The 24,436-nt window shown below is 32.8% G+C and carries 18 protein-coding genes and 2 pseudogenes; 11 read left to right on the top strand and 9 right to left on the bottom strand.

Annotated features, from left to right (window positions below):
- The 4 genes and pseudogenes from ACR1PN_RS18115 to ACR1PN_RS18100 all read right to left on the bottom strand — a co-directional run.
- Nucleotides 1-215: pseudogene (locus ACR1PN_RS18115) on the bottom strand (IS982 family transposase); the annotation flags it as partial.
- A 106-nt stretch (nucleotides 216-321) separates the two neighbouring features.
- Complete coding sequence (locus ACR1PN_RS18110) at nucleotides 322-1,725, bottom strand: radical SAM protein (RefSeq protein WP_433981170.1); 1,404 nt, start codon at nucleotides 1,723-1,725, stop codon at nucleotides 322-324.
- A 9-nt stretch (nucleotides 1,726-1,734) separates the two neighbouring features.
- A complete protein-coding gene (locus ACR1PN_RS18105) occupies nucleotides 1,735-1,968 on the bottom strand; it encodes a hypothetical protein (protein WP_433981169.1) in 234 nt (77 codons plus the stop codon).
- A gap of 11 nt (nucleotides 1,969-1,979) precedes the next feature.
- Nucleotides 1,980-2,726: a prolipoprotein diacylglyceryl transferase gene (locus tag ACR1PN_RS18100; protein ID WP_433981168.1), complete on the bottom strand. Its 747-nt coding sequence runs from the start codon at nucleotides 2,724-2,726 to the stop codon at nucleotides 1,980-1,982.
- 433 nt (nucleotides 2,727-3,159) lie between these two features.
- Here ACR1PN_RS18100 and ACR1PN_RS18095 point away from each other — a divergent pair, with 433 nt between their 5' ends.
- The gene (locus tag ACR1PN_RS18095; RefSeq protein ID WP_378182637.1) at nucleotides 3,160-4,200 is read left to right on the top strand and encodes a GMP reductase; all 1,041 of its coding nucleotides are present in this window, start codon (nucleotides 3,160-3,162) and stop codon (nucleotides 4,198-4,200) included.
- Nucleotides 4,201-4,614: 414 nt separating this feature from the next.
- Complete coding sequence (locus ACR1PN_RS18090; RefSeq protein WP_433981167.1) at nucleotides 4,615-6,123, top strand: transcriptional regulator; 1,509 nt, start codon at nucleotides 4,615-4,617, stop codon at nucleotides 6,121-6,123.
- 487 nt (nucleotides 6,124-6,610) lie between these two features.
- Here ACR1PN_RS18090 and fabG read toward each other — a convergent pair whose 3' ends face one another.
- The 4 genes from fabG to ACR1PN_RS18070 all read right to left on the bottom strand — a co-directional run bounded on the left by fabG (nucleotide 6,611) and on the right by ACR1PN_RS18070 (nucleotide 11,048).
- The gene (fabG, locus tag ACR1PN_RS18085) at nucleotides 6,611-7,354 is read right to left on the bottom strand and encodes a 3-oxoacyl-[acyl-carrier-protein] reductase (RefSeq protein ID WP_378182643.1); all 744 of its coding nucleotides are present in this window, start codon (nucleotides 7,352-7,354) and stop codon (nucleotides 6,611-6,613) included.
- Nucleotides 7,355-7,464: 110 nt separating this feature from the next.
- Nucleotides 7,465-8,940, bottom strand: coding sequence for a WG repeat-containing protein (locus ACR1PN_RS18080; protein ID WP_433981166.1), 1,476 nt, complete (start codon nucleotides 8,938-8,940; stop codon nucleotides 7,465-7,467).
- Nucleotides 8,941-9,615, bottom strand: a complete 675-nt coding sequence (rsmI, locus tag ACR1PN_RS18075; protein ID WP_378182649.1) for a 16S rRNA (cytidine(1402)-2'-O)-methyltransferase — start codon at nucleotides 9,613-9,615, stop codon at nucleotides 8,941-8,943. It abuts the gene before it with no gap.
- A 2-nt stretch (nucleotides 9,616-9,617) separates the two neighbouring features.
- Complete coding sequence (locus ACR1PN_RS18070) at nucleotides 9,618-11,048, bottom strand: hypothetical protein (RefSeq protein ID WP_433981165.1); 1,431 nt, start codon at nucleotides 11,046-11,048, stop codon at nucleotides 9,618-9,620.
- Nucleotides 11,049-11,108: 60 nt separating this feature from the next.
- On the opposite strand from ACR1PN_RS18070, the gene ACR1PN_RS18065 reads away from it, so the two are divergent.
- From ACR1PN_RS18065 to ACR1PN_RS18040, 6 genes are all read left to right on the top strand, one after another.
- Nucleotides 11,109-11,696, top strand: coding sequence for a thymidine kinase (locus ACR1PN_RS18065; protein ID WP_433981164.1), 588 nt, complete (start codon nucleotides 11,109-11,111; stop codon nucleotides 11,694-11,696).
- Between the two features lie 60 nt (nucleotides 11,697-11,756).
- Complete coding sequence (locus tag ACR1PN_RS18060) at nucleotides 11,757-14,204, top strand: bifunctional UDP-N-acetylmuramoyl-tripeptide:D-alanyl-D-alanine ligase/alanine racemase (RefSeq protein ID WP_433981163.1); 2,448 nt, start codon at nucleotides 11,757-11,759, stop codon at nucleotides 14,202-14,204.
- 4 nt (nucleotides 14,205-14,208) lie between these two features.
- Nucleotides 14,209-16,365, top strand: coding sequence for a patatin-like phospholipase family protein (locus ACR1PN_RS18055; protein WP_433981162.1), 2,157 nt, complete (start codon nucleotides 14,209-14,211; stop codon nucleotides 16,363-16,365).
- A 4-nt stretch (nucleotides 16,366-16,369) separates the two neighbouring features.
- Nucleotides 16,370-16,777 (top strand): rRNA maturation RNase YbeY, encoded by a 408-nt coding sequence (ybeY, locus tag ACR1PN_RS18050; RefSeq protein WP_433981161.1) that lies wholly within the window; start codon nucleotides 16,370-16,372, stop codon nucleotides 16,775-16,777.
- Between the two features lie 116 nt (nucleotides 16,778-16,893).
- Nucleotides 16,894-18,756 carry a tRNA uridine-5-carboxymethylaminomethyl(34) synthesis enzyme MnmG gene (gene mnmG / locus ACR1PN_RS18045; protein ID WP_433981160.1) on the top strand — a complete coding sequence of 621 codons (1,863 nt, stop codon included), beginning with the start codon at nucleotides 16,894-16,896 and terminating at the stop codon, nucleotides 18,754-18,756.
- A gap of 113 nt (nucleotides 18,757-18,869) precedes the next feature.
- Nucleotides 18,870-19,691, top strand: coding sequence for a class I SAM-dependent methyltransferase (locus ACR1PN_RS18040; RefSeq protein ID WP_433981159.1), 822 nt, complete (start codon nucleotides 18,870-18,872; stop codon nucleotides 19,689-19,691).
- Nucleotides 19,692-20,477: 786 nt separating this feature from the next.
- Here ACR1PN_RS18040 and ACR1PN_RS18035 read toward each other — a convergent pair.
- Entirely contained in the window at nucleotides 20,478-21,668 is a 1,191-nt protein-coding gene (locus ACR1PN_RS18035; RefSeq protein ID WP_433981158.1) for a phosphoglycerate kinase, read from the bottom strand.
- 788 nt (nucleotides 21,669-22,456) lie between these two features.
- On the opposite strand from ACR1PN_RS18035, the gene rpiB reads away from it, so the two are divergent.
- The 3 genes and pseudogenes from rpiB to ACR1PN_RS18020 all read left to right on the top strand — a co-directional run.
- On the top strand, nucleotides 22,457-22,891 hold the full coding sequence (rpiB, locus tag ACR1PN_RS18030) for a ribose 5-phosphate isomerase B (protein ID WP_378182678.1): 435 nt from the start codon (nucleotides 22,457-22,459) through the stop codon (nucleotides 22,889-22,891).
- A 296-nt stretch (nucleotides 22,892-23,187) separates the two neighbouring features.
- The gene (locus ACR1PN_RS18025; RefSeq protein ID WP_433981157.1) at nucleotides 23,188-23,916 is read left to right on the top strand and encodes a hypothetical protein; all 729 of its coding nucleotides are present in this window, start codon (nucleotides 23,188-23,190) and stop codon (nucleotides 23,914-23,916) included.
- A gap of 139 nt (nucleotides 23,917-24,055) precedes the next feature.
- Nucleotides 24,056-24,314: pseudogene (locus tag ACR1PN_RS18020) on the top strand (thrombospondin type 3 repeat-containing protein); the annotation flags it as partial.
- Nucleotides 24,315-24,436: the final 122 nt, after the last annotated feature.

Raw genomic sequence — 24,436 nt, 5'->3', positions numbered from 1 at the left:
ACGTAACCCTGGTAAAAGTGCTTGAGGTTTTTGAATGCACCGTAATGAAACAGGATCATAATAGTCATTACTTCACTTTGAGACATGGCAGATTTTCGGTATCGGATCTTAATTTTTGGATCTTTCAAAGCATAATCTTTGAGAACGTTATCAAATTCTTTAAAAAATTCATCAACAATGTAATAAATAGTTGTAATTTCATCATCAGAAATCATAGCAGAAATTTTAGTTAAATATTTGAATTTCAATACCTTGAATATACTAATTTTTCTGCTTTTTTGTATCATAAATTTATTTATTATTATCCCGAACTCACGTTAATTAAAACAAAACCCTATCCTCTTTCCTCAATTCTTCCAGATATTTACTTTTATCATCCCGATAAAAAAGATTCATCGTCTCAAACGGAATCATTTTTAAATCTTTGTTTACGATATGAACGCAGGATTTTTTTACAGCACGAACATCAAAATCATGCGCATCCATAAAATTCATAATGATGACTCTGAACAAATTATCATAATCTAAATTTGGTGCGGAAACTTCAGGAAGACAACATAATAACTGATTCACTTTAGGCTGAACTTTATCCACAGAAATCCCCGTACTAAAAATATCAAGAAGCTGCATATGCAATCCGGTATCCTGTTCGTAAACAATCGTGTTTTTGGTTTCATTATTCAACAAATCAGCAGGATTAATATATCTGGTTAAAGGTATCGTTTCTCCTTCCAGTTTTAAAATATAACCCATCGCCAAAGCATCCGGATTACACGGAACGGGAATGATATCATCTGAATTCAGTAATGGAAACTGGTTTAAAATTTCATGTCTTACTTCCGTCAAAGTAATTTTTTCATGCGCAGAATCTTCTCGGTTTCTTCCGGCAATTTCTACAGGTTGAAAAGTAACTCCGCGAACACACTTCTGCTTTAAGGCAAAATCAATAATATTACCGATTTCATCAATATTTTTATCTTTTTGAAGAACAATAACGAGCGTTGTGGAAAGGTTTAAAGCATTTAATTTCTCTAAAGCTTTCATCCGTACATCCGTCAAATCTTTACCTCTGAAATCCTGTAACACTTCAGGCTTAAAAGAATCAAACTGAAGATAAATCTCAAATTCGGGAGCATAAGTTGCCAGTTTTTCCGCAAAACCAGGATCATTAGCAATTCTTACTCCGTTGGTATTAAGCATTAAATGTTTAATCGGTTTCGCCTTTGCAATATCCATTATTTTGAAAAACTCAGGATGAATCGTCGGTTCGCCCCCACTAATCTGAACAACGTCGGGTTCACCTTCATTTTTTACAATGATATCAAACATCGCCTCTATTTCTTCAAGGCTTCTGTGACCTCCGTAATGCGGTGAAGACATGGCATAACAAGTCGGACAGGTAAGATTACATCGATCAGTCACTTCCACAATCGAAAGACAGCTATGCTGCTCATGATCAACACATAAACCACAATCATAAGGACAACCGTATTCTACATCGGTCCCAAAATGAACTGGCATTTCCGAAGCTTTGTTGTAATTTCTGATGTTTTTGTAATAATGAACATCGGAAGCAATTTTAGTCTTAAAAAATCCGTGATCGGGACATCTTTTCGTCATAAAAACAGCTTCATCTTCGATGATAATTTTTGCTCCTACCCTTTTTAAGCATTCCGGGCAAAGACTGATTGTATAATCGTAATAAGTATAATTTCTTACCGGCATAATTTCTATTTACATTCCACCACAAATAAAACCGCTTATCAAACCACCGATAAGCATCGATATCAGAACCGTTTTCCAAAACTGACCTGTTGAAAACTTCTTTGTATTATTCCATTCATAAATGACTTTTGTAATACCTCCAATGACTAAAGAAACAACGAAAACCACAATGAAAATCATCCCGATGATCATTGCAACCAGACCACCGAGACCACCGACTTCAAGTAATGTTAAAAATTTCATGATATGATATTTTAAAGTGAAGTTACAACTTTTGTTTTTCTCAGTTTCAAGAAATAATAAAAAATTACACCTATACAAACTAACTGTATCGTTCCTAAATTTCCAACAATTTCTATTCGTGGTTTAATAAAGTCCAACATCAATCTAAAGCTGAAATAACTCAGCATGAAAAGCTGAAAAACAAAACCTGAAGGATATTTATTTTTTCTTTGAAGAATTTTTAAAACAATCCATAAAATAATAAGAAAAGCAATTTCGTACAAAGCCACCGGATGCCTTACATATTCATCCCCTAAATGCATTCCAAAAATAAAATTGGTAGGAATTCCATAGGTCTCTTCATGAACTCCGGTCAGAAAACAGCCAATTCTACCGATAATCATTGCTAAAATTAAAGGATAAACAATCAAATCGCCTGTACTTTCTTTGTGACCTACAATTTTCTTTGCCCATTCTACCCCAATCAAACCAAAAGCAAGGCCGCCCACAATGGTATTATTTGTCCAGAATCTTTTAAAACTGAAATTTTCAAATAATGTGTACGGATTTTCAAGGTTTCCGATGAGTTTTGAGCCGATTAAAGCGCCTGCTGTAGCTCCGATTAATACTGCCGCAGATGTGTTGAACGACAATTTTTCTTTCGACTTTCGTTTTAAATAAAAATAATACTGCATTCCGATGAAAATCCCGATGGTCTCCAAAACAGGATGCGCCAAAATCGTTTTATCGAAAATCTGAAAAGTAACAGGAAAATCCATAAAACCAAAAATAGGATTTTCAATTGATGATGAGACAAAGATTGTGAATAAATTTTCCCACAGATTGCACAGGTTTTCACAGATGATTATGATAAAATCTATTTTCTATGTCTTTGCTTTTTCTTCTTTCTTTCTAATCTTTTTTCTTTCTTACTATTTTTTCAAATGATCTTTACTATTTTTTTCAATTAGTTGATAAATCAAACTAATAGCGTATAAAACTTGTACAGTTATCTCTAAATTTTCTATAGGTCTAAATATTTATAACAACAAAAATAAAATGGAGAATTTTTGTACTAATCGTGTGTGTATTTAATTAATTAAAATCTTTCTATTGTAAGGTTACATATTCGTAGTTAATCCATAAAATCATTTCTTTTTAAGATTACTAAAAATCTTTTTCCTAATTTTAATTAAAATAATTTTCCAAATTATGCGCATAGAATATGATATAAAACTGGGTTTTAAAGATGTAATGTTCAGACCGAAAAGATCAACTCTAAAATCCCGTTCTGAAGTAAATCTTGAAAGAGAATTCACCTTCAGGCACACCCAAAAAAAATGGAAAGGAACTCCGATTATTGCAGCCAATATGGATACTGTCGGAACTTTCGAAATGGCGGTTGAGCTTGCAAAAGACAAAATTATCACTGCGGTTCACAAACATTATACTCCAGAAGAATGGAGCAATTTTTTAAATAATCAGCCTGAAGAAATTCATCAGTATATTGCATTAAGCACCGGAACCGGAAAAGCAGACGAAGAGAAAATAAAAACCATCCTCGAAAAGCACCCAAAAATCGAATTTCTCTGTATTGATGTTGCCAATGGCTATTCTGAGCATTTCGTTGAATTTGTGAAGAAAGCAAGAACCAATTTCCCTGATAAAATTATCATTGCAGGAAACGTTGTAACCGGAGAAATGGTTGAAGAGCTTCTTTTAGTTGGTGCAGATATTATAAAAGTCGGAATTGGCCCCGGTTCGGTTTGTACAACGAGAGTGAAAACCGGAGTGGGTTACCCACAACTTTCTGCGATTATTGAATGTGCTGATGCAGCACATGGCTTAAAAGGACATATTATTGCAGACGGTGGTTGCAAGGTTCCGGGAGATGTTGCCAAAGCTTTTGGTGGCGGAGCAGATTTTGTGATGTTGGGCGGAATGTTTGCCGGTCATGACGAAAGCGGTGGCGAAATGGTGGAAGAAAACGGCAAGAAATTTAAACTTTTTTATGGAATGAGTTCTAAAACCGCAATGGATAAACATTCCGGAGGTGTTGCAGAATATCGAGCTTCTGAAGGCAAAACGGTGAAAGTTTCATATAAAGGTTCGGTTTCGGAAACAGTAAAAGATATTTTGGGTGGTGTTCGTTCAACCTGTACTTATGTTGGTGCTTCTACGTTGAAAGAATTGTCAAAAAGGACAACTTTTATTCGTGTTCAGGAGCAGGAAAACCAAGTTTTTAATGATTAAATTTTGCTAAAATTATTTTTGCTTCATTTTAAAGCAATAACTTATCACTACTTGAAAAACTCCCTGTTTAAAGCAACCCTAAAAGTAGAGGGCCAATTGAGGGTCGTTATTTTTGCGTTTTTTTTAAAATTTCTATCTATTTGCATTGTTCAATTCAGAGTTGAAAATGCAAATGATGAAAAAAGTCTCCGAGTATTTTAGCCTAAACAGCTTAAAATACTCGGATTTTTTATGGAAAATTTGCTTCAGATTTCTTTTTCTCTTCATCTTCTACATCATTTCATTAGTTCTTGATATAAGATTATTCATTGGCATAAAAATTGTGTTATTTTTTCTCTGACAATTTATCAATTAACGTATTGAAAATTAACTGCTATTGGCAGATTTTTGTATCAATAAAAAAGCACAAATTATTTGAAAATATCACATTGTTATTCCATCAGATACATTCTTATTCTGGCTTTTTGGTCATGTTTTTTTCATGCACAAAAAACAAATCCTAAGTTAGAGATTGATCGGCTGATAAAAAGCACAGAACAGCTTTCTATTGCTGGAAAATCTGATAAAGTCTTTGCTTTTTCAAAAAAAATCATTCAACTTTCGCAACATTCTCAGTACGAAAAAGGTTTATCTTACGGATACTTTTTTATGGCATCATATTATTATGATCATGCCAAATTTAAGCTGAGTATCGATAATGCTAAAGAGGCTCAAAAATATTCTGATTACCTTCAGACAGACAAAACACATGCAGCCAATATTTCATCGCTTTTAGCAGGAAATTATTTACTTCTGGAGCTTTACAGTCTGTCTTTTAGAAATTACAGAAAGACTCTCGAAATTTTAAATTCCAAGAAACAGAAAACATCTACAGATCTCCTCACCGAAAGTGCAGCCTACTCTAATCTGAGCTACATTTATGAAAACATCAATAAGCAGGATTCTATGTACTATTATTTACTGAAAGAAAAAGTAATCCTAAAAAACATTGATCAAAATGGCGCATATATACAAAAAGGTTGCTCTTGTCTCGGCTTTGGAAATTATCATCTGAAACAAAACAAGATCGATTCTGCACAGTATTATTACAACAGATCATTACAATTCTTTGATGGAAAACAGCATCCTTGCAAAATTGAATCTTTGATAGGTTTAGGAAATCTTTATGCATCTCAAAAGAATTATGCTAAAGCTCAGAAGTTTTATGATGATGCTTTAGCAAGTTTTAACCAGAACAATTTTCCCGATATTCTGAGCGAATTGTATAAAAAAATTGCCGAACTGAAAGTCTCACAGGGAATCCCCTCTGAAGCAAAATACTTTCAGGATCTTTATTTAAAAACCAATAATGATCTTGATGAAAGAATGAAAAAAGAAAGAGATTTTGCCCTGAACCAGGTTATGAAAGAAGAAAAAATAAAACATGCCGAAGAAGTAAAAAACAATCAGCGGATGACATTAATTATTGTTTCTTTCCTCATCATCATCACATCCTTTATCATTTATCTTCTCAAAAAGTCAAAATATAAAACGCAAAAGACTATTGAAATAGCCGAAAAACTCATCAGAGAAAAAGAACTTCAGGAACAGGAAGCTCATAAGCTGAAGCAACAGCTCAATGAGGCATTTGATGAAGTAATTCAACTGGCAAAAGACAATAATCCTTCATTCTATACCAGATTTCAGGAAGTTTATCCTAAATTTCAGTCTAAAATGCTTCAGCTTAATGAAAGTTTAAAGCCAAGCGAGCTTACTTTTGCCGCTTATATTTATTTGGGGTTTACAACAAAGGAAATTGCAGATTACACCTTCAAAGCAGTAAAAACGATTGAGAACAACAGATATAATTTCAGAAAAAAAATCAATCTTTCGCCGGAAAAAGATCTTCAGATCTGGCTGAGAAATCATATTGATTCTGAATAGGCAAAAAAAAGCTTCAAGGGTTCCAAATTTAATGAAGATGTGCAGCAGCAAATAAAAAAATGATTATAAAAACAATAGGCGCCCATGTAAAAAGTGTACAAAAACCCACTATAAGATTATCTTCATTTTTCCAATTTTTCGCAATATATACTAAATTGATCATTAATAATATACCATACATCCACCAAAAATTAAAATAACTCTTCGCAGAAATATCCATCCAAATGTCAATAAGTATATAGAAAATCAGAAAACTTATAAAAAAGCTAGAATAAACAACAGTTTTAAGAAATGCTTTTTTATTATGAAAAAGTGCCGCCAATGGAGATAAAATTGGCAAGAAAATAAAGAATTTGACTAATGAGGAATTTCGATTTCCTTTATCTGAAGAAAATAACAGATTTAATAAGAATTTTATCATTTGTGTGTTAAATTAAAAAAGCTTTTTCATTTTTCAGAAAAAGCTTTATCTATTAGTATAAATTTCTTAAGTCAACATTCCGCCGTCAACGTTTAAAACCTGACCGGAAATGTAAGAAGACATCTCGCTTCCTAAAAATACACATGCGTTTGCAACATCTTCAGGCTGTCCTCCTCTCTTCAAAGGAATTCCGTCTCTCCAACCCTGAACTGTTTTTTCGTCTAAAGCAGCCGTCATTTCAGTTTCGATAAATCCTGGAGCAATAGCGTTACAACGGATGTTTCTTGAACCTAATTCCAATGCAATAGATTTAGTAAAACCAATTACTCCTGCCTTAGAAGCAGCATAATTTGCCTGTCCTGCATTTCCTTTTACTCCCACTACAGAAGTCATATTGATGATAGAACCCGCTTTTGCCTTCATCATAGGCTTAATTACAGCCTTTGTAAGGTTAAATACAGAATCTAAATTTACCTTGATAATGGTATCCCAGTCATCTTTTGACATTCTCATCAGAAGATTGTCTTTTGTAATTCCTGCATTATTTACCAGAATATCAATTTTACCAAACTCTGTCATTACATCATCCACCAATTTCTGAGCAGCTTCGAAATCTGAAGCATCAGACTGATAACCTTTAATTTGAGTAACAGAACTTAAAGCAGTTTCCAATTCTTTCGCTTTTTCTACAGAACCGGCGTAAGTAAATGCAACTTTCGCTCCCTGCTGAGCAAAAATTTCAGCAATCCCTTTTCCGATTCCTCTTGTAGCTCCGGTAATTAGCGCTACTTTTCCTTCCAATAGTTTCATATAATGATTATTTATTTTTAAAAATATAATTCAACGGCTTCAAATCATTGAGATTGCAAAGATAGATATTTTGTTTTTGCGGGTTTAATTCACTCAATAATTAATCTGTCCTAAAATACAACCTTCTCCTCTGAAGATGTGAAATCGAGGACTTCAGATTCTTTATCCTTGGTAAGTGTGATTTTTTTACTGTCCGCAGAATATTTATCGTATATTACCTCTTTCAGGGGCTCGTTTTTAAGGTTGGTCACCCCAAATTTATCTCCTTTCTGAACAATTACTTCATCTCCCTCAGTAAAACTCACAATGTCATCATAAACAAAAGGGACAATTTCTCTTCCTTCTTCATCAAGCATTCCATAAAGGTTTTCTTTATTTTTTCCGATGATGGCAGGGTAAAACTGAAAGGGTTTGATTGAAACAATATTTTTGATAGGGGTATACAATTTTTCTTTTGGTGAAAATTTATAATACATTTCATCTTTCTTTAAAATGACATTGTTGAAGAAGATTTTTTCAATCTGAAATCCCTCATTCAGAATACTTTCGAAATTTTTATCTAAAAGTCTTTCTTCATTATCCTTGCTTACAAAAACATAATCTTCACCTTTTATTTTAAAAGCCTCTACTACATCATATTCTTTAGGCAAAATAACTTCTCCGCCGGCTTTTATGACAGCAATTTTAGGATTTTTGCTGTCTTTGAGTGTTTTGAAAATACCGTTAAATAAATGATTCACATAATGATAGTCCGTTGAATACAATTTTCTCTCGGACTTCGAAAAAACACTTACTTTATTGTCTTTGATAAGATAAATGTAGTTTCTTCCTACAAAGGCCTGGTCATAGATGTTTTCTGCCAAGACCTGCTCGTTTTCGTCAACGATCCCATACTTATTTTTAGCAATATTTTTTGTAATTAAAAATGGAAAACCGTTAATATCTTCAATATAATTATTTGAAAACTGACTTACCGTTTTACCATCGATATCAATTACTTCTCCGGTTTTAATGCCTGTGTTGAGAAAAACCTTTCCTTTATAGAATCTCAAGTTTTCCTTAAATTCTCTGTCAGAAACCTGCTGTCCATCAAAATCATATAGAAACCACAGCTTATCTTTTTTTACAAAAAACCTGCTTTCGTTTGCAAATTCTATTTTATCCTGATTGGAGATAATCTGTTTTCCGTTGTAATCGTAAACACCGTCTTTTCCGTCTTTAGATATAATCAGACGGTCTTTGTTTTCCCAGATTTTGTATTTAAATCTATCAAATGAAATCAGTTGGTTTCCGTTTCCGTCAATTAAAGCCGTTTTTCCGATGGATTCTCCCTCTTTTACCTTCAAAATAAATCTGTTCTTCGACAGACGGAGAATTTCACTTTTGTAAGGATAATTAAAAGAAATAGTTCCCAAAGAATCTATTATAGAAGAATTTCCTGTATCAGAATCGGTAATGATTCCGTAACCTTTGGTGTAAGAATGCACTTCTTTCCCAACTTTTTTAGACAATAATATCTGTGTATACTGATCGGTATTCTGTGCAATGCAAACCGATGACAATAATATAAAAACTAATTTTTTCAATTAAATAGAATTATTCACGATGAGAACAATCTCTCCTTTTAATGTTTTACTTTTGGAAAATGCGATAAGCTCATCGATTGTTCCTCTTTTTGTTTCCTCAAATTTCTTTGAGATTTCACGACTCAGACTTACTTTGGTCTGTTCGCCGAAAAACTCTTTAATCTGCTCTAAAGTGGTATTGATTTTATGCGGACTTTCATAAAGAACAACAGTTTTTTTCTCTTCTGCAAGCTGTTTCAGCTTCGTTTGTCTGCCTTTTTTCTGTGGAAGAAAACCTGCAAAAAGAAACTCATTATTCGGCAGACCTGATACCACCAAAGCTGGAATCAAAGCCGTTGCACCTGGAAGACAAATCATTTCAATATCATGATCGGCTCCAGCTTTTGCAAGCAAATAACCGGGATCTGAAATTCCCGGAGTTCCTGCATCGGTAATAATCGCAATATTCTGACCGTTTTTGAGGTCTGCAATTACTTTTTCCGTTGCCTGATGTTCATTGTGAAGATGATATGATTTCAACGGTTTAGAAATCTCGAAATGCTTCAAAAGAATACCCGAAGTTCGGGTATCTTCACACAAAATATAATCTACTTCTTTCAGCGTATTGACCGCTCTGAAAGTCATATCTTCAAGGTTTCCGACAGGTGTCGGGACAAAATACAGTATTCCGCTCAAAACTATGCAAATTTATTTTCTACTAAAATCCAAAGTCTTTGTGCGTATTCATCCACTTTATCCCAGTTTTTTTCGTAATAAAGATCACTGAGATATTCTTTTGCCTCCTCGAGGTTTCTGCAGCTGTTGAGTTCCGTCATTGCATTATTTAAATCAGACTGACTTCCACTAAATAACACTTTTGTAAAAGCAATTCTATCGTTCAAATCAAGTCTGAACTCCGGACGCGATTTTTCAGCCTCCATAAAATCGGTCGGAATATTTGTTTTGATCAAACTTCCTGTATCTTCTTTTACCACAGGAATTTCAATTTTTTCATGTCCCGTTTCTCTTTCCAAAGGATCATCATCAAAAAGAGTCTGAATATTTTTTAAACCTCTGATATTTGCCAGTTTTATCTTTTTTTCCTGACGGTAAGCCTCAATATTTTCAAAGCTTTCATCAGATTTCAGATTTACCGGATTGGTTTCAGGTTCCTCTTTCTCAATATCAACAATTTTTCTTCTTTCTGAATCTTCTGATTTTACTTCAATTTCTTCAGCTTTAACTTCTTCAACTTCCGAATCTTTTTTTATTTCCGTTAAAATTGCTTCAACATTTGAATTTTCGGTGATGATCTCTTCCTGATTAAACTCATTAGAATGATATTCATTTTCTGTTTCTTCAATCAAAATCTCATCTTCAATATCTTCAGCTTCGAAAATATCGGGAATAATATGAGTTTCCTGTTGAATTTCAGTATTTACTGATTCAGATTCGTCGGTAATTTCATTTAACTGATCATTGAAAACAACTTCTTCTTCAGTAACTTCCTGATTAAAAATTTCTTCGTTAAAATCATCATCACTTTCTGGCTCAGAATCTTCAAGAATTCGGTCTTCATCTACAAAACTTAAAACCTGATCTGTATTTTCAGGTTCTTCATCAATTTCATTCAATTGATTATTAAAAACGGCCTCTTCCTCCAGTTCCAAATGATCAGAAATTTCATCCGAAACAAAATTTTCATTCGCTTCAGGTTGATATTCTTCGGCAAGATTTACCATATTTTCATGAAAATCGCTTTCGATAATTTCATTCAGCTGATTATTAAAAATAGCTTCTTCTTCCTCAACTTTAAATTTCTCTTCTGTTTCAGAATATTCGCTGCCAATTTCGTTTAATTCATTATTGAAAATCGCCTCTTCTTCCGTTACCAAATTATCAGAAATTAAAATTTCATTGTGCTGATAAGACGAAAAATTAGAATTTTTCTCACTGTAATGCTCTAAATTTTTATTTAACAATTTTAAAAAAGCAATTTTTTCAGCCATCTCATTCAAGAGATCTTGCTTCGAAATCAGTTCGTCAACATTGTTTGTTTTGCCCAAAATATCAATGATACTCTTGGATTCAAAAAAAATTTTATCCTTTAAATCTTGAATGTTCTGCATCGTAGATTCTTATTAAAATTGCTTACTTTTGATGTTAAAATATTACGGCTAATTTAACAAATGTTTTTAGAAAATACAATTAATCATTCCAAACAGAGCGGTTGGATGGAAGTTATTTGTGGCTCAATGTTTTCCGGAAAAACCGAAGAGTTGATCCGAAGATTGCGAAGGGCAGAAATGGCGGGGCAGAATGTGGAAATTTTTAAACCGAAAATCGATGTACGGTATTCTGAAGACGATGTAATTTCTCATAATCAGACAAAAATCAGAAGTACACCGGTGGAAAATCCCAATGAAATTCTTTTGTTGGCTTCCAATTGTGACGTGGTAGGAATTGATGAAGCACAGTTTTTCGATCAGGGCATTGTAGATGTAGCCAATCAATTGGCAAACAGCGGAATCAGAGTCGTAATTGCCGGTCTTGATATGGACTTTCTCGGAAGACCTTTCGGACCGATGCCTAATTTAATGGCAACCGCAGAATATGTGACAAAAGTTCACGCAATCTGCAGAAGAACGGGAAATCTTGCCAATTATTCGATGAGAACTTCGGCAGGAAAAGACCTTGTAGAGCTCGGAGAAACAGAAGCTTATGATGCAGTAAGCCGCAGAGTTTTTGTGGATGAAGTTTTAAATAAAAATAATTAGGTATTTTAGATTTTATAAATTTCAGTAATAAAATTTGACTTAACAAGGAGAAAGGCACCAATGAACTACACAGTAAATCAAATCGCAGAGATCACCAATGCAAAAATCATTGGAGAGAAAGAATTATTGATTAAAAATATAGCTTTCGACAGCAGGATTATTTATTCTACCAAAAATACAGCTTTTATTGCAATCAATACCCATAAAAATTCTGGTGAAAAATTCATTGAAGCTGCGATTGACAGAGGGATAAATATCATTATTTCCGAACATCATTATCCGCAGTTTGAAAATATAACGTGGATTATTGTTGAGAATTCTGTAGACTTTCTTCAAAAATTAGCTAAACATCATTTCGAAAATTCTCATTTAAAATCGATAGGAATTACAGGAAGTAACGGAAAAACGATTTTAAAAGAATGGTTGTATCAATGTCTTTGGAACGAGTTACCGACCGTAAAAAGCCCGAAAAGCTTCAATTCACAGATTGGACTTCCGCTTTCTTTGCTTCAAATAAATAATTCTCACGAACTTGGAATTTTTGAAGTCGGAATTTCCAAACCGGAGGAAATGGATAGACTATCAGCTATTTTCCATCCTCAAATTGGTTTATTGGCTCACATTGGAACCGCTCACCTCGCTAACTTCAAATCTGAGGAAGAATTGATTGATGAAAAAATTAAACTCTTTAAAGATTCGGAAGTTGTGATTTATAATGGTGACAATTCTGTGGTTGATGAAAAAATTAAAAATTTATATTCCGATAAAAAATTAATCTCTTACGGGTTTAAAAATAACAATAAAGTTTTCTTTAAAAACAATATTTCAAAAAACGAAGACGTTGTTGTACAATATTTCGACGAAAATATCTCTTTTCCTGTTCATCAGAGAGACGAAGCGACGTTAACCAATGCTTTGGCGCTTATAACAGTCTTAAAGGAGTTAGGAGTCGAAAATAAAAAGATCGTCGAAAAAATCAACGCTCTGAAGGCCGTTGAAATGAGGCTTGAAGCGATCGAAGGAATTAAGAGCAATATTGTGATTAACGATTCTTTCAATCTCGACCTCGATTCTTTGAAAACTGCCCTTCAATTTTTGAACGAATATAACAAACCAAAGAAATCTTTGGTCTTAACAGATATTGTCGGTGTCAATTCAAATTCAAAAGAATTGTATGAAGAAGTTTCGGATTTAGTGAACGAACAAAAATTTGATTCTGTTTTCTTAATTGGTAATGAAATATCAAATTTTAGTGAATTATTTAAAGCTAAAACTTTTACTTTTATTAATACTCAGGAATTAATTGAAAGTAAACATCTTACTGAACTCGAAAATCAGATTATTTTGCTAAAAGGAGCAAGAAAATTTGAGATTGAAAGATTAAAGGATATTCTTGAACTTAGAAAGCATGATACCGTTTTAGAAATCAATCTCAACGCAATCCTTCATAACATCAATTATCATAAATCTTTGCTGAAACCAAGTACAAAAATGATGGCGATGGTAAAAGCAAATTCTTATGGTTTAGGCAGTTATGAGATTTCAGAATTTCTGCAACATCATCATATTGATTATTTGGGCGTTGCTTTTGTGGATGAAGGGGTTGAGCTTAGAAAGAAAGGAATCACTGTTCCTATTGTTGTGATGAATCCTGAACAACACAGCTATGAAACCGTAATTGAATATAATTTGGAACCGGAAATTTACAGTTTCAGAGTCTTAGAATTATTTTATGAAGCCGTTCAAAAATCTGGTTATGACAAAAAATATCCTATCCATATCAAGTTAGAAACAGGAATGCATCGTCTTGGTTTCAAAGGTTTTGAATTAGATCAATTGAGCGAAACTTTAAACACGATTAATGTAAAAGTTCAAAGTATTTTCAGCCATCTTTCGTCTTCAGATATACCGGAAGAAAAAGAATTTACTTTAAACCAGCTGGAAACATTTGAAAAAAACTCAAATTATTTGATTGAAAAATTAGGTTATACGCCTATCCGCCATATTTTAAATTCCTCGGGAATTACAAGCTATACCGATCATCAGTATGATATGGTGAGAATCGGCATCGGAATGCTGGGAGAATCACCAAATAGTGAAATACAAAAACAGTTACGATCTGTGGTAAGCTTTAAAACCGTAATTTCGCAGATATCTTTGGTAGAAAACGGAGAATCTGTCGGTTACAGCCGAAGATTTAAAGCAGATCATAATACAAAAATAGCTACCATTCCCGTTGGATATGCAGACGGAATTCCAAGACTGATCGGAAATCAGGTTGGCAATGTTGGTGTTAATAAAACCCTGGCTCCGATTGTCGGAAGCATTTGCATGGATATGATGATGATTAATATAGATCACATCCCCAATGTAAAAGAAGGCGATACAGTAACTGTTTTTAATGCTTACCCAAGCCTGAAAGAATTCGCAGCTTACTGCAAAACAATAACCTATGAAGTTCTAACCTCTATTTCGCCACGAGTGAAAAGGATTTATGTAAAAGATTAAGCCTATGAGAAAGCTCCTGCTGATTTTATTTGTATTTCAATTATTACTGATCCATTCTCAGGTGAAAAAAGATCTGGTGATTCCTAAAAATCCAAGAATCGGACTTTCGCTTGCAGGTGGAGGAGCTAAAGGATTTTCTCATGTCGGAGTCCTTAAAGTATTAGATTCTTTAGGAGTAAAAGTAGATTATATAGCAGGAACCAGCATGGGGGCCATTGTCGGCGGTTTGTATGCGTCCGGATATTCCGGAAAGGAAATTGAAAAGATTGTAATGGATACTGATTTTTATTCATTAATCAGAGATCCCAAATCCAGAAAAGAAAGTACTTTTTTCAATAAATCAGTTGATAAATATTTATTTTCAATTCCACTTAAAAACGGAAAAATTACCCTTCCCTCCTCTATAAGTTCCGGACAGAAAAATGTTTATCTTCTGAAAGAACTTTTTAAAAATGTTTCCAATGTTAATGATTTTTCAAAACTACCAATCCCTTTCATGTGTGTTGCCACCAATCTGGAAAGCGGAAATATGGAAATTTTTGAAAAAGGAGATCTGGTACAATCTATTATGGCAAGCTCGGCTTTTCCTTCATTAATGGACCCCGTAAAGATAGGTGACAGTATTTACATTGATGGAGCAATGACTGTAAATTATCCTTCAAAGCCGTTAAAAGAAAAGGGCATTGATATCGTCATTGGTGTGGACCTTAATCAAGACCTTTCAAAAAGAGAAGATTTGAATAATATTATTGCCATTTTAAATCAGGTCATTGATTTCGGAATTAAAAAAGATACAAGGAGACAATACAAATACACCGACATTAATATCAAACCAAATCTTACCGGAATGACCGCCACAAGTTATGATGAAAAGAAAAAAATACTTGACAGTGGCTATGTTGAAGGTTTAAAATATTCGGCTGTTTTGGATCAGCTCCCAAAACGTGAATTTGACCGTCTTAGACAACCCATAAATCCGATTTATTCCAACGTATACAAGATTGACAGCATTTCAATAGAAGGTGGCCGTATTTATGGTAAAAACTATGTTCTCGGTAAAATGGGACTTCGACTTCCATCGATGCAAACTTATGGAAGCATTAATAAAGGTTTAGACAAGTTAGTTGCAACTAATAACTATCGTTTTATTAATTATGATATCGTTACCGAAAACAATTTTAATTATCTGAAATTATACGTTACTGAAGACGAAGCAAGACATTTTTTGAAAGTTGGCTTACACTATGATGAAATATTTAAGACAGGCCTTCTATTAAATTATTCTGCAAAGAGACTTCTTTTTAAAAATTCAAATCTCTCTTTAGATGTCGTTGTAGGAGATAAGCCTAGATATTATCTAAATTATTTTATCGATAATGGTTACATTCCGGGATTTGGTATTTATTCATCAGGAATGAGCTTTGACCTTAAAGGGAATAACAATATTAATACAGACAAATGGGAATGGCTGAGGAATGAGGCCTATATACAGTCTGTTTGGAAAGACAAATTTGCAATCGGGGCAGGAATAAGCCACGATTATTTTGAAGCCGACATGAATGGTCTAAACAAAAGATACAGCCGCTTTTTGAATCCATATGTATTTTTGAAAAGTGATACACAAAATGACCGTGATTTTCCAACCAGAGGATTCTATCTCAATGCTGAAGGTAAAGTAATCGATCTTTTAAAATCTGAAGTAGAAAAACGCCTTATACAGGTAAAAGCAGATTTAAGAATCAATGTACCAATTATTAAAAAACTAAGTTATCATTTAAATCTTTATGGTGGAATTACAATTGGAGAAAATCTTCCACAATTTTATCAATATAGATTAGGTGGAATCTTTGAACAGAACATTATCAACTTTCATAATTTTTCAGGATTTTACTTTGCACAGCTTAATACCAATAATGTCGTATTGGTATCTAACGATCTGCAATTTAAATTTTATAAAAATTTATTCCTGAGCGGTAACTTTTCTTTCGCGAATCTTTCAAATGACATTACTTTCGAAGATGCTGTAAAAGTAAATTATAGTTCTATGGGAGCAACAATTGGTTACAGATCTCCTTTTGGACAAATTAAATTCAATTTCAGTCATTCACTTAAAAACAATCAAAAAGGCATATTCAGTGTTATTTTAGGACACTGGTTTTAAAACAATGATACAATTCTTTTACGAAAACCTACCCGAATCTGTAAATACAGACTACACAGCTTGGCTGGAAGATATTATTCTTTCAGAAGGAAAAAAGCTTGGCGAAATCAACTATATCTTCTGCGACGACGAATATTTATTGAAAGTAAATCAGGATTATCTGCAGCATGATTACTATACAGACATCATTACTTTTGACTATGTAAAAGGCAAAACAATAAGCGGAGAGATTTTCGTATCTTTGCAGCGCATTTCGGATAACGCTTCTACCCTATCCAAAGATTATGAAGAAGAACTGAGAAGAGTTTTAGCTCACGGTATACTTCACTTGTGCGGATACAAGGATAAAATTGAAGAAGAAGAAAGAGGAATGCGAGAAAAAGAAGATCAATATTTAGCTAAGTATAATTAACAATAAGCTAAATAAACCGCAATACAAGCTATTTTAGCACGTATTTTAAAACAATGTTTCACGTGAAACATTGATAAAAAAGATTAAAATTTAAGGCTTAAAACAAGCAATAAAAAATGATTTCAGAAATATATGATGTAATCGTAGTTGGTGCCGGTCACGCAGGATGTGAAGCAGCAGCTGCCGCAGCCAATCTGGGTTCAAAGACTCTGCTTATTACGATGAATATGCAGACAATCGGACAGATGAGCTGTAACCCAGCGATGGGTGGAATCGCTAAAGGACAAATTGTACGAGAAATTGATGCAATGGGAGGTTATTCAGGAATTGTAGCAGACAAATCTGCTATACAGTTCAAAATGCTAAACCTTTCAAAAGGTCCTGCAATGTGGTCGCCAAGAACACAGAACGACAGAATGCTATTTGCAGAAGAATGGAGATTAGCCTTAGAAAATACTCCAAATCTTGATTTCTTCCAGGATATGGTAAAACAGCTTATCGTAGAGAATAACAAGGTAGTAGGAGTTGTTACTTCATTGGGAATTGAGATAAAAGGACGTTCAGTAGTACTTACAAACGGTACTTTCCTTAACGGCCTGATCCACGTTGGAGATAAGCAGTTAGGAGGTGGAAGAATGGGTGAACCAAGAGCTTTTGGGATCACAGAACAATTGGTTTCTTTAGGTTTTGAAGCAGGAAGAATGAAGACAGGTACTCCACCGAGAGTAGACGGAAGAAGCTTGGATTATTCTAAAATGGAAGAACAAAAAGGAGATGAAAACCCTCAAAAATTCAGTTATTTAGATACTCCTAAGTTAACCAAACAATTAAGTTGCCATATTGTTTATACAAACGAAACGGTACACGATATTTTACGTGAAGGATTCGACAGAAGCCCTATGTTCAATGGTACTATTCAGAGTTTAGGACCAAGATATTGTCCGAGTATTGAAGATAAAATCAACCGCTTTGCAGAAAGAAACAGACATCAGTTATTCGTAGAACCTGAAGGTTGGAGAACCGTGGAAATCTATGTAAATGGATTCAGTTCTTCCCTTCCTGAAGATGTACAGATCAAAGCAATGAAACATATTCCGGGATTTGAGAACGTAAAGGTATTCCGTCCTGGCTATGCTATTGAATATGACTACTTCCCTCCTACCCAATTAAAGCATACCTTAGAGACAAAATTGATCGACAATTTATACTTTGCTGGCCAGATTAATGGTACAACAGGGTATGAAGAAGCAGCTGGACAAGGTCTTATTGCAGGGATTAATGCTCACAATAAAGTAAAAGAAAGGGATGAGTTCATCTTAAATAGAGATGAAGCTTATATTGGGGTTTTAATTGATGATTTGATCACCAAAGGAACGGAAGAACCTTATAGAATGTTTACTTCCAGAGCAGAATACAGACTCCTTTTAAGACAGGATAATGCAGATATCAGACTTACTCAGAAGGCTTTTGACTTAGGCTTAGCAAAAGAAGACAGATTACAAAGAGTAAACGAAAAAGTAGCTAAAAGTGAGGAACTTGAGAACTTCCTTCGAGAAACTTCTTTAAAGCCTGGAGTGATTAATCCTATTCTTGAAAGTATTGAAAGTAACCCTGTCGACCAAGCATACAGAGCAGCTCAAATCCTTACAAGACCTAATATGACATTAGAAAAGCTGGATGGAATTGACTTCATCAATGAGGTTTCTTCTACTTATGATGACGAAGTAAGAGAGCAGGCTGAAGTAAATATTAAATACAGAGGTTATATAGAAAAAGAAAAAGAGAATGCAGCCAAACTAAACCGTTTGGAAAACATCAAAATTCCAGAAGATTTTGATTACACAAAAATCTCAAGTTTGTCTGCTGAAGCGAAACAAAAAATGTCAAATGTAAGGCCAAAAACTATCGCCCAAGCAGGAAGAATCAGTGGGGTTTCACCTGCCGATATAAACGTTTTACTAATCTATTTAGGACGTTAAATATAAAATGTTTCACGTGAAACATAGATAAAATAAAGGCGGAAATTAAGGTATTTATGAGCTTATTATAAACTCTGAATATCTTAATTTTTATATTTAAAGAAACAAATTCAATGAAAATTAAAGATCATTTTCTTTCACAGGAAATATTTGAAATTAAAGAAACAGAAACAAAAGGAGTATTTAAAACCTCCCCTATTCCATCGAATATTTCAAAATATTATGAAAGTGAAGATTACATTTCCCATCATCAGGATTCAGGAAGTTTAAAAGAAAAGCTTTACAAATTTTTACAATCATTCAATTTACAGTACAAAAAAACAATTCTTTTAGATAGAATTCAGAAGGGATCAAAAGTATTGGATTATGGATGTGGTGCCGGAGAATTCGTAAAATATATAGAAAATGATTTTGAAACTTTCGGATTTGAACCAAATTCAGATGCCAGAAAAGCAGCAAAAAATAAGATTTCAAAAGCAACAATTTTAGATAATATCAATGCTATTGAAGATAAAAGTTTAGATGCCATCACTCTTTGGCATGTTTTCGAGCACGTGGAAAATCAGGATGAAATGCTTGAAATTTTCAATAATAAATTAAAAGAAAAAGGACTTTTAATTATAGCTGTTCCCAACCCTACTTCTTACGATGCAAAACATTATAAGGAATATTGGGCAGCTTATGATGTACCAAGACACATCTATCATTTCTCAAAAGTTGGAATGGAAAATCTGATTGCAAAGAAAACAAATTGGAAAATAAGAAAAATTAAACCATTGGTTCTTGACTCTTATTATATCTCGATGTTGAGCGAAAAATACAAGAAATCAACTCTTTTTTGGCTAAAAGCTACGTTCTATGGAACGATTTCTAACGTAAAAGCTATTTTTTCCAACGAATTTTCAAGTTTGATATACATTATCGAAAAAAAGTAGAAAATCGATTTTTGACCTATTTCTAAAGGTCATTTTTTCGAATTTTTAATATAAAAAGTAAAACTCAGAATTATTTTCTGAGTTTTTTTATTCTGTTCAACTACTCCCCTACTCCATATTCTAATTAATATTTTTTTTAAAAGATAAAATTCTAAAAATTGAATATTTATTCTTAATAATATGGACAATATGTTAGTAATTAGTTTAATTACTGGAAAAATAAAATATTCAACAAATAAAACTAATAGCCTGAGAATCGTTTAAATTATTTTTAATTAATAATTGTACAGTGTAGAAGAAAGAGAATAGTACAATTTAAAAAGAGAAAAACCTAAACATATACGTTTCTCGAAAAGATCAAAACTAATTTGGAAAAAATAACTGAAGTCAAGAGTACAAACTAAGGCTCTGCGAATGCCACAGATTTTTTTTAATTAGTAATTGTTCAGTATAACGGAAGAAAATAGTAATCATTTAGAATAATCATTTAGAAAAGAAAACACAATTAATTTGAAATTTTACATCTCTTCGAAAATATTAATGTGATTTATTAAATTTAATGTTTTACCAAACTTCAAACAAACCCTCTGAGAATAGTCTAGATTTATTTAAATTGATAATAATACAGTACAAGAGACTGTGAAAACGTATAAATTTTCAAGAAAATACCTTTTTAGGCAAAGCAAATAGTCAAAATTAAAGATACACCAAATGAATTTTGGAAATTTGGAATAGAAAAACAAAAGTCTGCCATAAAATAGCAGACTTTTAATATTTTTTTAAAATTTAGTTGTTAATTGCAGCAACTCCGGGAAGTTCTAGACCTTCCAAACTTTCAAGCATTGCTCCACCTCCGGTAGAAACATAGCTTACTTTGTCTCCATAGCCGAATTGTTTTACGAAAGCTACACTGTCTCCTCCTCCAACTAAAGAGAAAGCTCCTTGTCTTGTCGCTTCAGCAATACTGTCTCCAAGAGCAACAGTTCCTTCGGCAAAGTTTGACATTTCAAAAACTCCGATCGGACCATTCCAAAGAATTGTTCTTGAATTTAAAAGAACATCATTAAACTGATCTCTTGATCTTGGACCTGCATCCAATCCCATCCATCCTTCTGGAATCGCATAGATATCTACTTCTTTTCTGTCAGCGTCATTACTGAAACTTTCAGCAATGATCGTATCAGATGGAAGATAAACTTTTACATTATGTTCTTTAGCTTTTCCTAAAATCTCAAGAGCTAAAGGCAATTTATCTTCTTCAACCAGAGAAGTTCCGATCTTACCTCCAAGAGCTTTAATGAAAGTAAATGCCATTCCGCCACCGATAATTAAATTATCAACTGCTGGTAAAATATTTTCTATAATTGTAATTTTAGTAGAAACTTTGGATCCACCAAGTATCGCAGTTACAGGACGTTCACCACTTTTTAATACTTTATCAATTGCCTGAAGTTCTTTAGCCATCAATAAACCGAAAAATTTAGTTGAAGGAAAGAATTTAGCAATTACTGCTGTTGAAGCATGTGCTCTGTGCGCTGTACCAAAGGCATCGTTCACATACGCATCAGCTAATTTTGAAAGCTGTTCAGCAAATCCATCATCTCCTTTCTCCTCTTCATTATGAAAACGTAAATTTTCTAATAAAAGAATTTCTCCAGCCTGAAGTTCTGCCGAAGCTTTTTCTGCCTTCTCCCCTACACATTCATCTACAAACTTAACTTCCTGCCCTAAAACATTAGAAACTTCCTCTACTATATGTCTTAATGAAAATTCGTCTTTAACTTCACCTTTTGGTCTTCCTAAGTGAGCCATTAAAATTACAGATCCTCCGTCTTTAAGAATTTTATCAACTGTTGGTTTTACAGCTACTATTCTTGTATTATCTGTTACTTTCAACTGATCATCCTGAGGAACATTAAAATCTACTCTTACCAGAGCCTTTTTACCATTGAAATTGAAATCATTGATTGTTTTCATATGTACTTTTATTAATTTCTGCAGTCATTAAATCAACTTGCGCGGAACAGTTTATTGAAAACTGTAGAGGCAGGCTGATTTCTTAAATTCTTTTGTTTTTTGTTTCACAAATGTAAGATTTTAAAATCTCGTAAAAAATTGAATCCTCCAAAAGTTTTCAAAATTTTCTGAACAAACCCACCACTCATTAATCAACACTAATTTCTTTTTTTTAAAAATAAAGAATGAATACTGTTGTTGAGTATTGTGAGTTTCGGGGATAACTTTAAAGTGAAAACTTCATAACACAGAATTTATCTGCAATTCATATTTAATTCACAAAATAAAATACTGTAAATCTGATTTTTCGATTACTTACTAACAAATATTGATAACTTTTCCACGATGTCGATTATGAATAACCGATTTATGGAAAAGCCAAAGAATTCTCCCATAAAAGTTTTAGAAAATTTTAAGCCAATTTTTTGGAAGTAACTTTCATTACTAATTTTTCAGAAGAAAAAAAATATTATTTTTAACAAAGTTTTCCACACTTATTCACAATGGTTTTAACATTTTGTTAGAATTTAATTAACAATAATAGAAATTATGGATAATGAAATGTAGTTTAATGGAAATCAATGAATTATATGATAAAGAGATTTTCGTTACTATTTTAAATGCGAATTCATTAAATACGAAGTGAGCAATTTTTATGGAATGAAATGTTTTTATAAATAGGATTTAGATTGAGTAAAACAAAATTGAATAAGATTAACGTAACTTTGTAGGAGTAAATAAAAGTAAAAATGAAAAGAAAAATTGCTATTGCAGCAGATCACGCCGGTTTTGAATACAAAGAAATTCTAAAGAAGCATCTGGAAGAAAATTTTGATGTTCAGGATTTTGGAACTTTTTCTACTGATTCTGTTGATTATCCTGATTTTGTACATCCTGCAGCAACTTCAGTGGAAAATGGTGAAAACGAATTGGGGATTCTTATCTGTGGAAGCGGAAACGGAGTTCAGATTACGGCCAACAAACATCAGAAAATTAGATGTGCACTATGTTGGATGCCCGAAATTGCAGAATTGGCAAGACAGCACAATGATGCGAATATGATTTCTATCCCTGCGAGATTCATTGCAAAAGAATTGGCAATAGAGATTGTTAATCAATTTCTTTCAACCGATTTCGAAGGAGGAAGACACCAAAACCGAGTAGACAAAATTGCATTCTGCTAAATTGATAAAGGCTTGTAAATCAAATTACAAGCCTTATTTATTTTTTTATTTATATCTTTGCATCATCCAACAGAAACTACCTGACTGTTGATTCCGTAAAAACTTTCGAAGTCCCAATAGAAAGTTTATCTCTCCTTCTCCACTTTTTTGTTTTAAATTTAACTGAAACTTCCATTATAAAAATTTAGATGGAATTGATGTTTTTTGATTAAAGAATTAAACTTTAAATGAAATTTGTATTTTCTTTTTTGTCATTATTAAGTTTTTTGTGCTTTCAGGCACAGGAAAAAGATTCCGTGAATAATTATAAAATTGAGGACGTTGTGATTTTAGGACATCCAAAACTAGGTTGTCAGAAAATTTATGATGAAGAAAAAACTTTTTATGAAAAGCAATCTAAAGAACTTAGAAAATTGAATTTTGAAGGACTTTTTGATGAAATATTACAACTAAAAGAAATACAGCAACTAAAGTCAGATAATCGAAAAATATTAATTTTAAATCCTGATTATAAAACGATTTTTTCTGTTTGTGGAAACGATTCTTATTTTAAATGTAAACATTACGAAAAGCATATTCAAAATGAAGTTTTTGCGAAAGTCTGGATGAAAAATAATTATCTGAAAATTCAAAAATTCTTTGATAATAAAGCAATTATTCCCTTAGTAGGATTGCCATTTTCATCTTTTGAACAAAATATGTATGATGAAAACAACTATCTTAAAAACAACAATATTAAACCTCTTTATAAAGGAATTTATTGGGATTTGAATAATTTAGAAAAAGAATTTTATTATTCTTCCGATAATAAACCCACTGAAAATTTAGAAATTCATCTTCAAAAAAATAAAATAATATCTGAGGATTATCTTCAATTAGAGATGAATATTTCTCCTGTTGTAAATGGAAAAAATAATGTTTATAATGTTATAGTTATTTTAAAAAATGAAAGACAAGAATTGAATAGAATTGATAATCGATATCAATTTAAAGATGGAAAGTGGAAGTTTTTAAAGAATAAATAAACTATAAAGTATAACTATGAAATTTTATTATACATTCTTTTTCCTATTTCTTTTTCTGTGTTGTAGTTCGCAGGAAATTATTGACAAAGAATCTTTCAAAAAATGCAGAAAAGAATTCAGCAAGAAGATTTGTCTTTCGGATGAAGATAGAGATGGTGTTTTGTTTTATTTAGATCAATGTCCAAAAGATGCAGGACCTGCATAAAATAATGGCTGTCCTTGGCCGGATACAGATGGGGGATGCTGTTTTAGATAAAGATGATTTATGCCCCACGGTTGTAGGACCCGAAGAAAATAATGGTTGTCCTTGGCCGGATACAGATGGAGACGGAATTCTAGATAAAGATGATGCGTGTCCTACAGTTCCGGGTCTTGCTGAAGAACAAGGTTGCCCCAAGGTTTATCAAAGTCACAGTTATTCAAAAGAAGAATTGGATGATGTAAAAAAGAAATTTTTAGACAAAACAAAAAATGTTAATTATGAAAAACTGGCAGATTTTATCTTTAGCAAAATAGATTT

Origin of the sequence: Chryseobacterium sp. RLHN22, assembly GCF_051011795.1 — a bacterium.
Classification (GTDB): Bacteria; Bacteroidota; Bacteroidia; order Flavobacteriales; family Weeksellaceae; genus Chryseobacterium; species Chryseobacterium zhengzhouense.
The sequence above is the reverse complement of the archived record's forward strand: the minus strand, read 5'-3'. Positions and strand labels throughout refer to the sequence as shown.

Coding starts and splice junctions, on each gene's coding strand:
- ACR1PN_RS18065 (WP_433981164.1), top strand. CDS start 11,109: ATGTTTTTAGAAAATACAATTAATCATTCCAAACAGAGCGGTTGGATG.
- ybeY (WP_433981161.1), top strand. CDS start 16,370: ATGATACAATTCTTTTACGAAAACCTACCCGAATCTGTAAATACAGAC.
- ACR1PN_RS18095 (WP_378182637.1), top strand. CDS start 3,160: ATGCGCATAGAATATGATATAAAACTGGGTTTTAAAGATGTAATGTTC.
- ACR1PN_RS18105 (WP_433981169.1), bottom strand. CDS start 1,968: ATGAAATTTTTAACATTACTTGAAGTCGGTGGTCTCGGTGGTCTGGTT.
- ACR1PN_RS18100 (WP_433981168.1), bottom strand. CDS start 2,726: ATGGATTTTCCTGTTACTTTTCAGATTTTCGATAAAACGATTTTGGCG.
- ACR1PN_RS18060 (WP_433981163.1), top strand. CDS start 11,757: ATGAACTACACAGTAAATCAAATCGCAGAGATCACCAATGCAAAAATC.
- ACR1PN_RS18110 (WP_433981170.1), bottom strand. CDS start 1,725: ATGCCGGTAAGAAATTATACTTATTACGATTATACAATCAGTCTTTGC.
- ACR1PN_RS18035 (WP_433981158.1), bottom strand. CDS start 21,668: ATGAAAACAATCAATGATTTCAATTTCAATGGTAAAAAGGCTCTGGTA.
- mnmG (WP_433981160.1), top strand. CDS start 16,894: ATGATTTCAGAAATATATGATGTAATCGTAGTTGGTGCCGGTCACGCA.
- rpiB (WP_378182678.1), top strand. CDS start 22,457: ATGAAAAGAAAAATTGCTATTGCAGCAGATCACGCCGGTTTTGAATAC.
- ACR1PN_RS18040 (WP_433981159.1), top strand. CDS start 18,870: ATGAAAATTAAAGATCATTTTCTTTCACAGGAAATATTTGAAATTAAA.
- ACR1PN_RS18055 (WP_433981162.1), top strand. CDS start 14,209: ATGAGAAAGCTCCTGCTGATTTTATTTGTATTTCAATTATTACTGATC.
- ACR1PN_RS18070 (WP_433981165.1), bottom strand. CDS start 11,048: ATGCAGAACATTCAAGATTTAAAGGATAAAATTTTTTTTGAATCCAAG.
- fabG (WP_378182643.1), bottom strand. CDS start 7,354: ATGAAACTATTGGAAGGAAAAGTAGCGCTAATTACCGGAGCTACAAGA.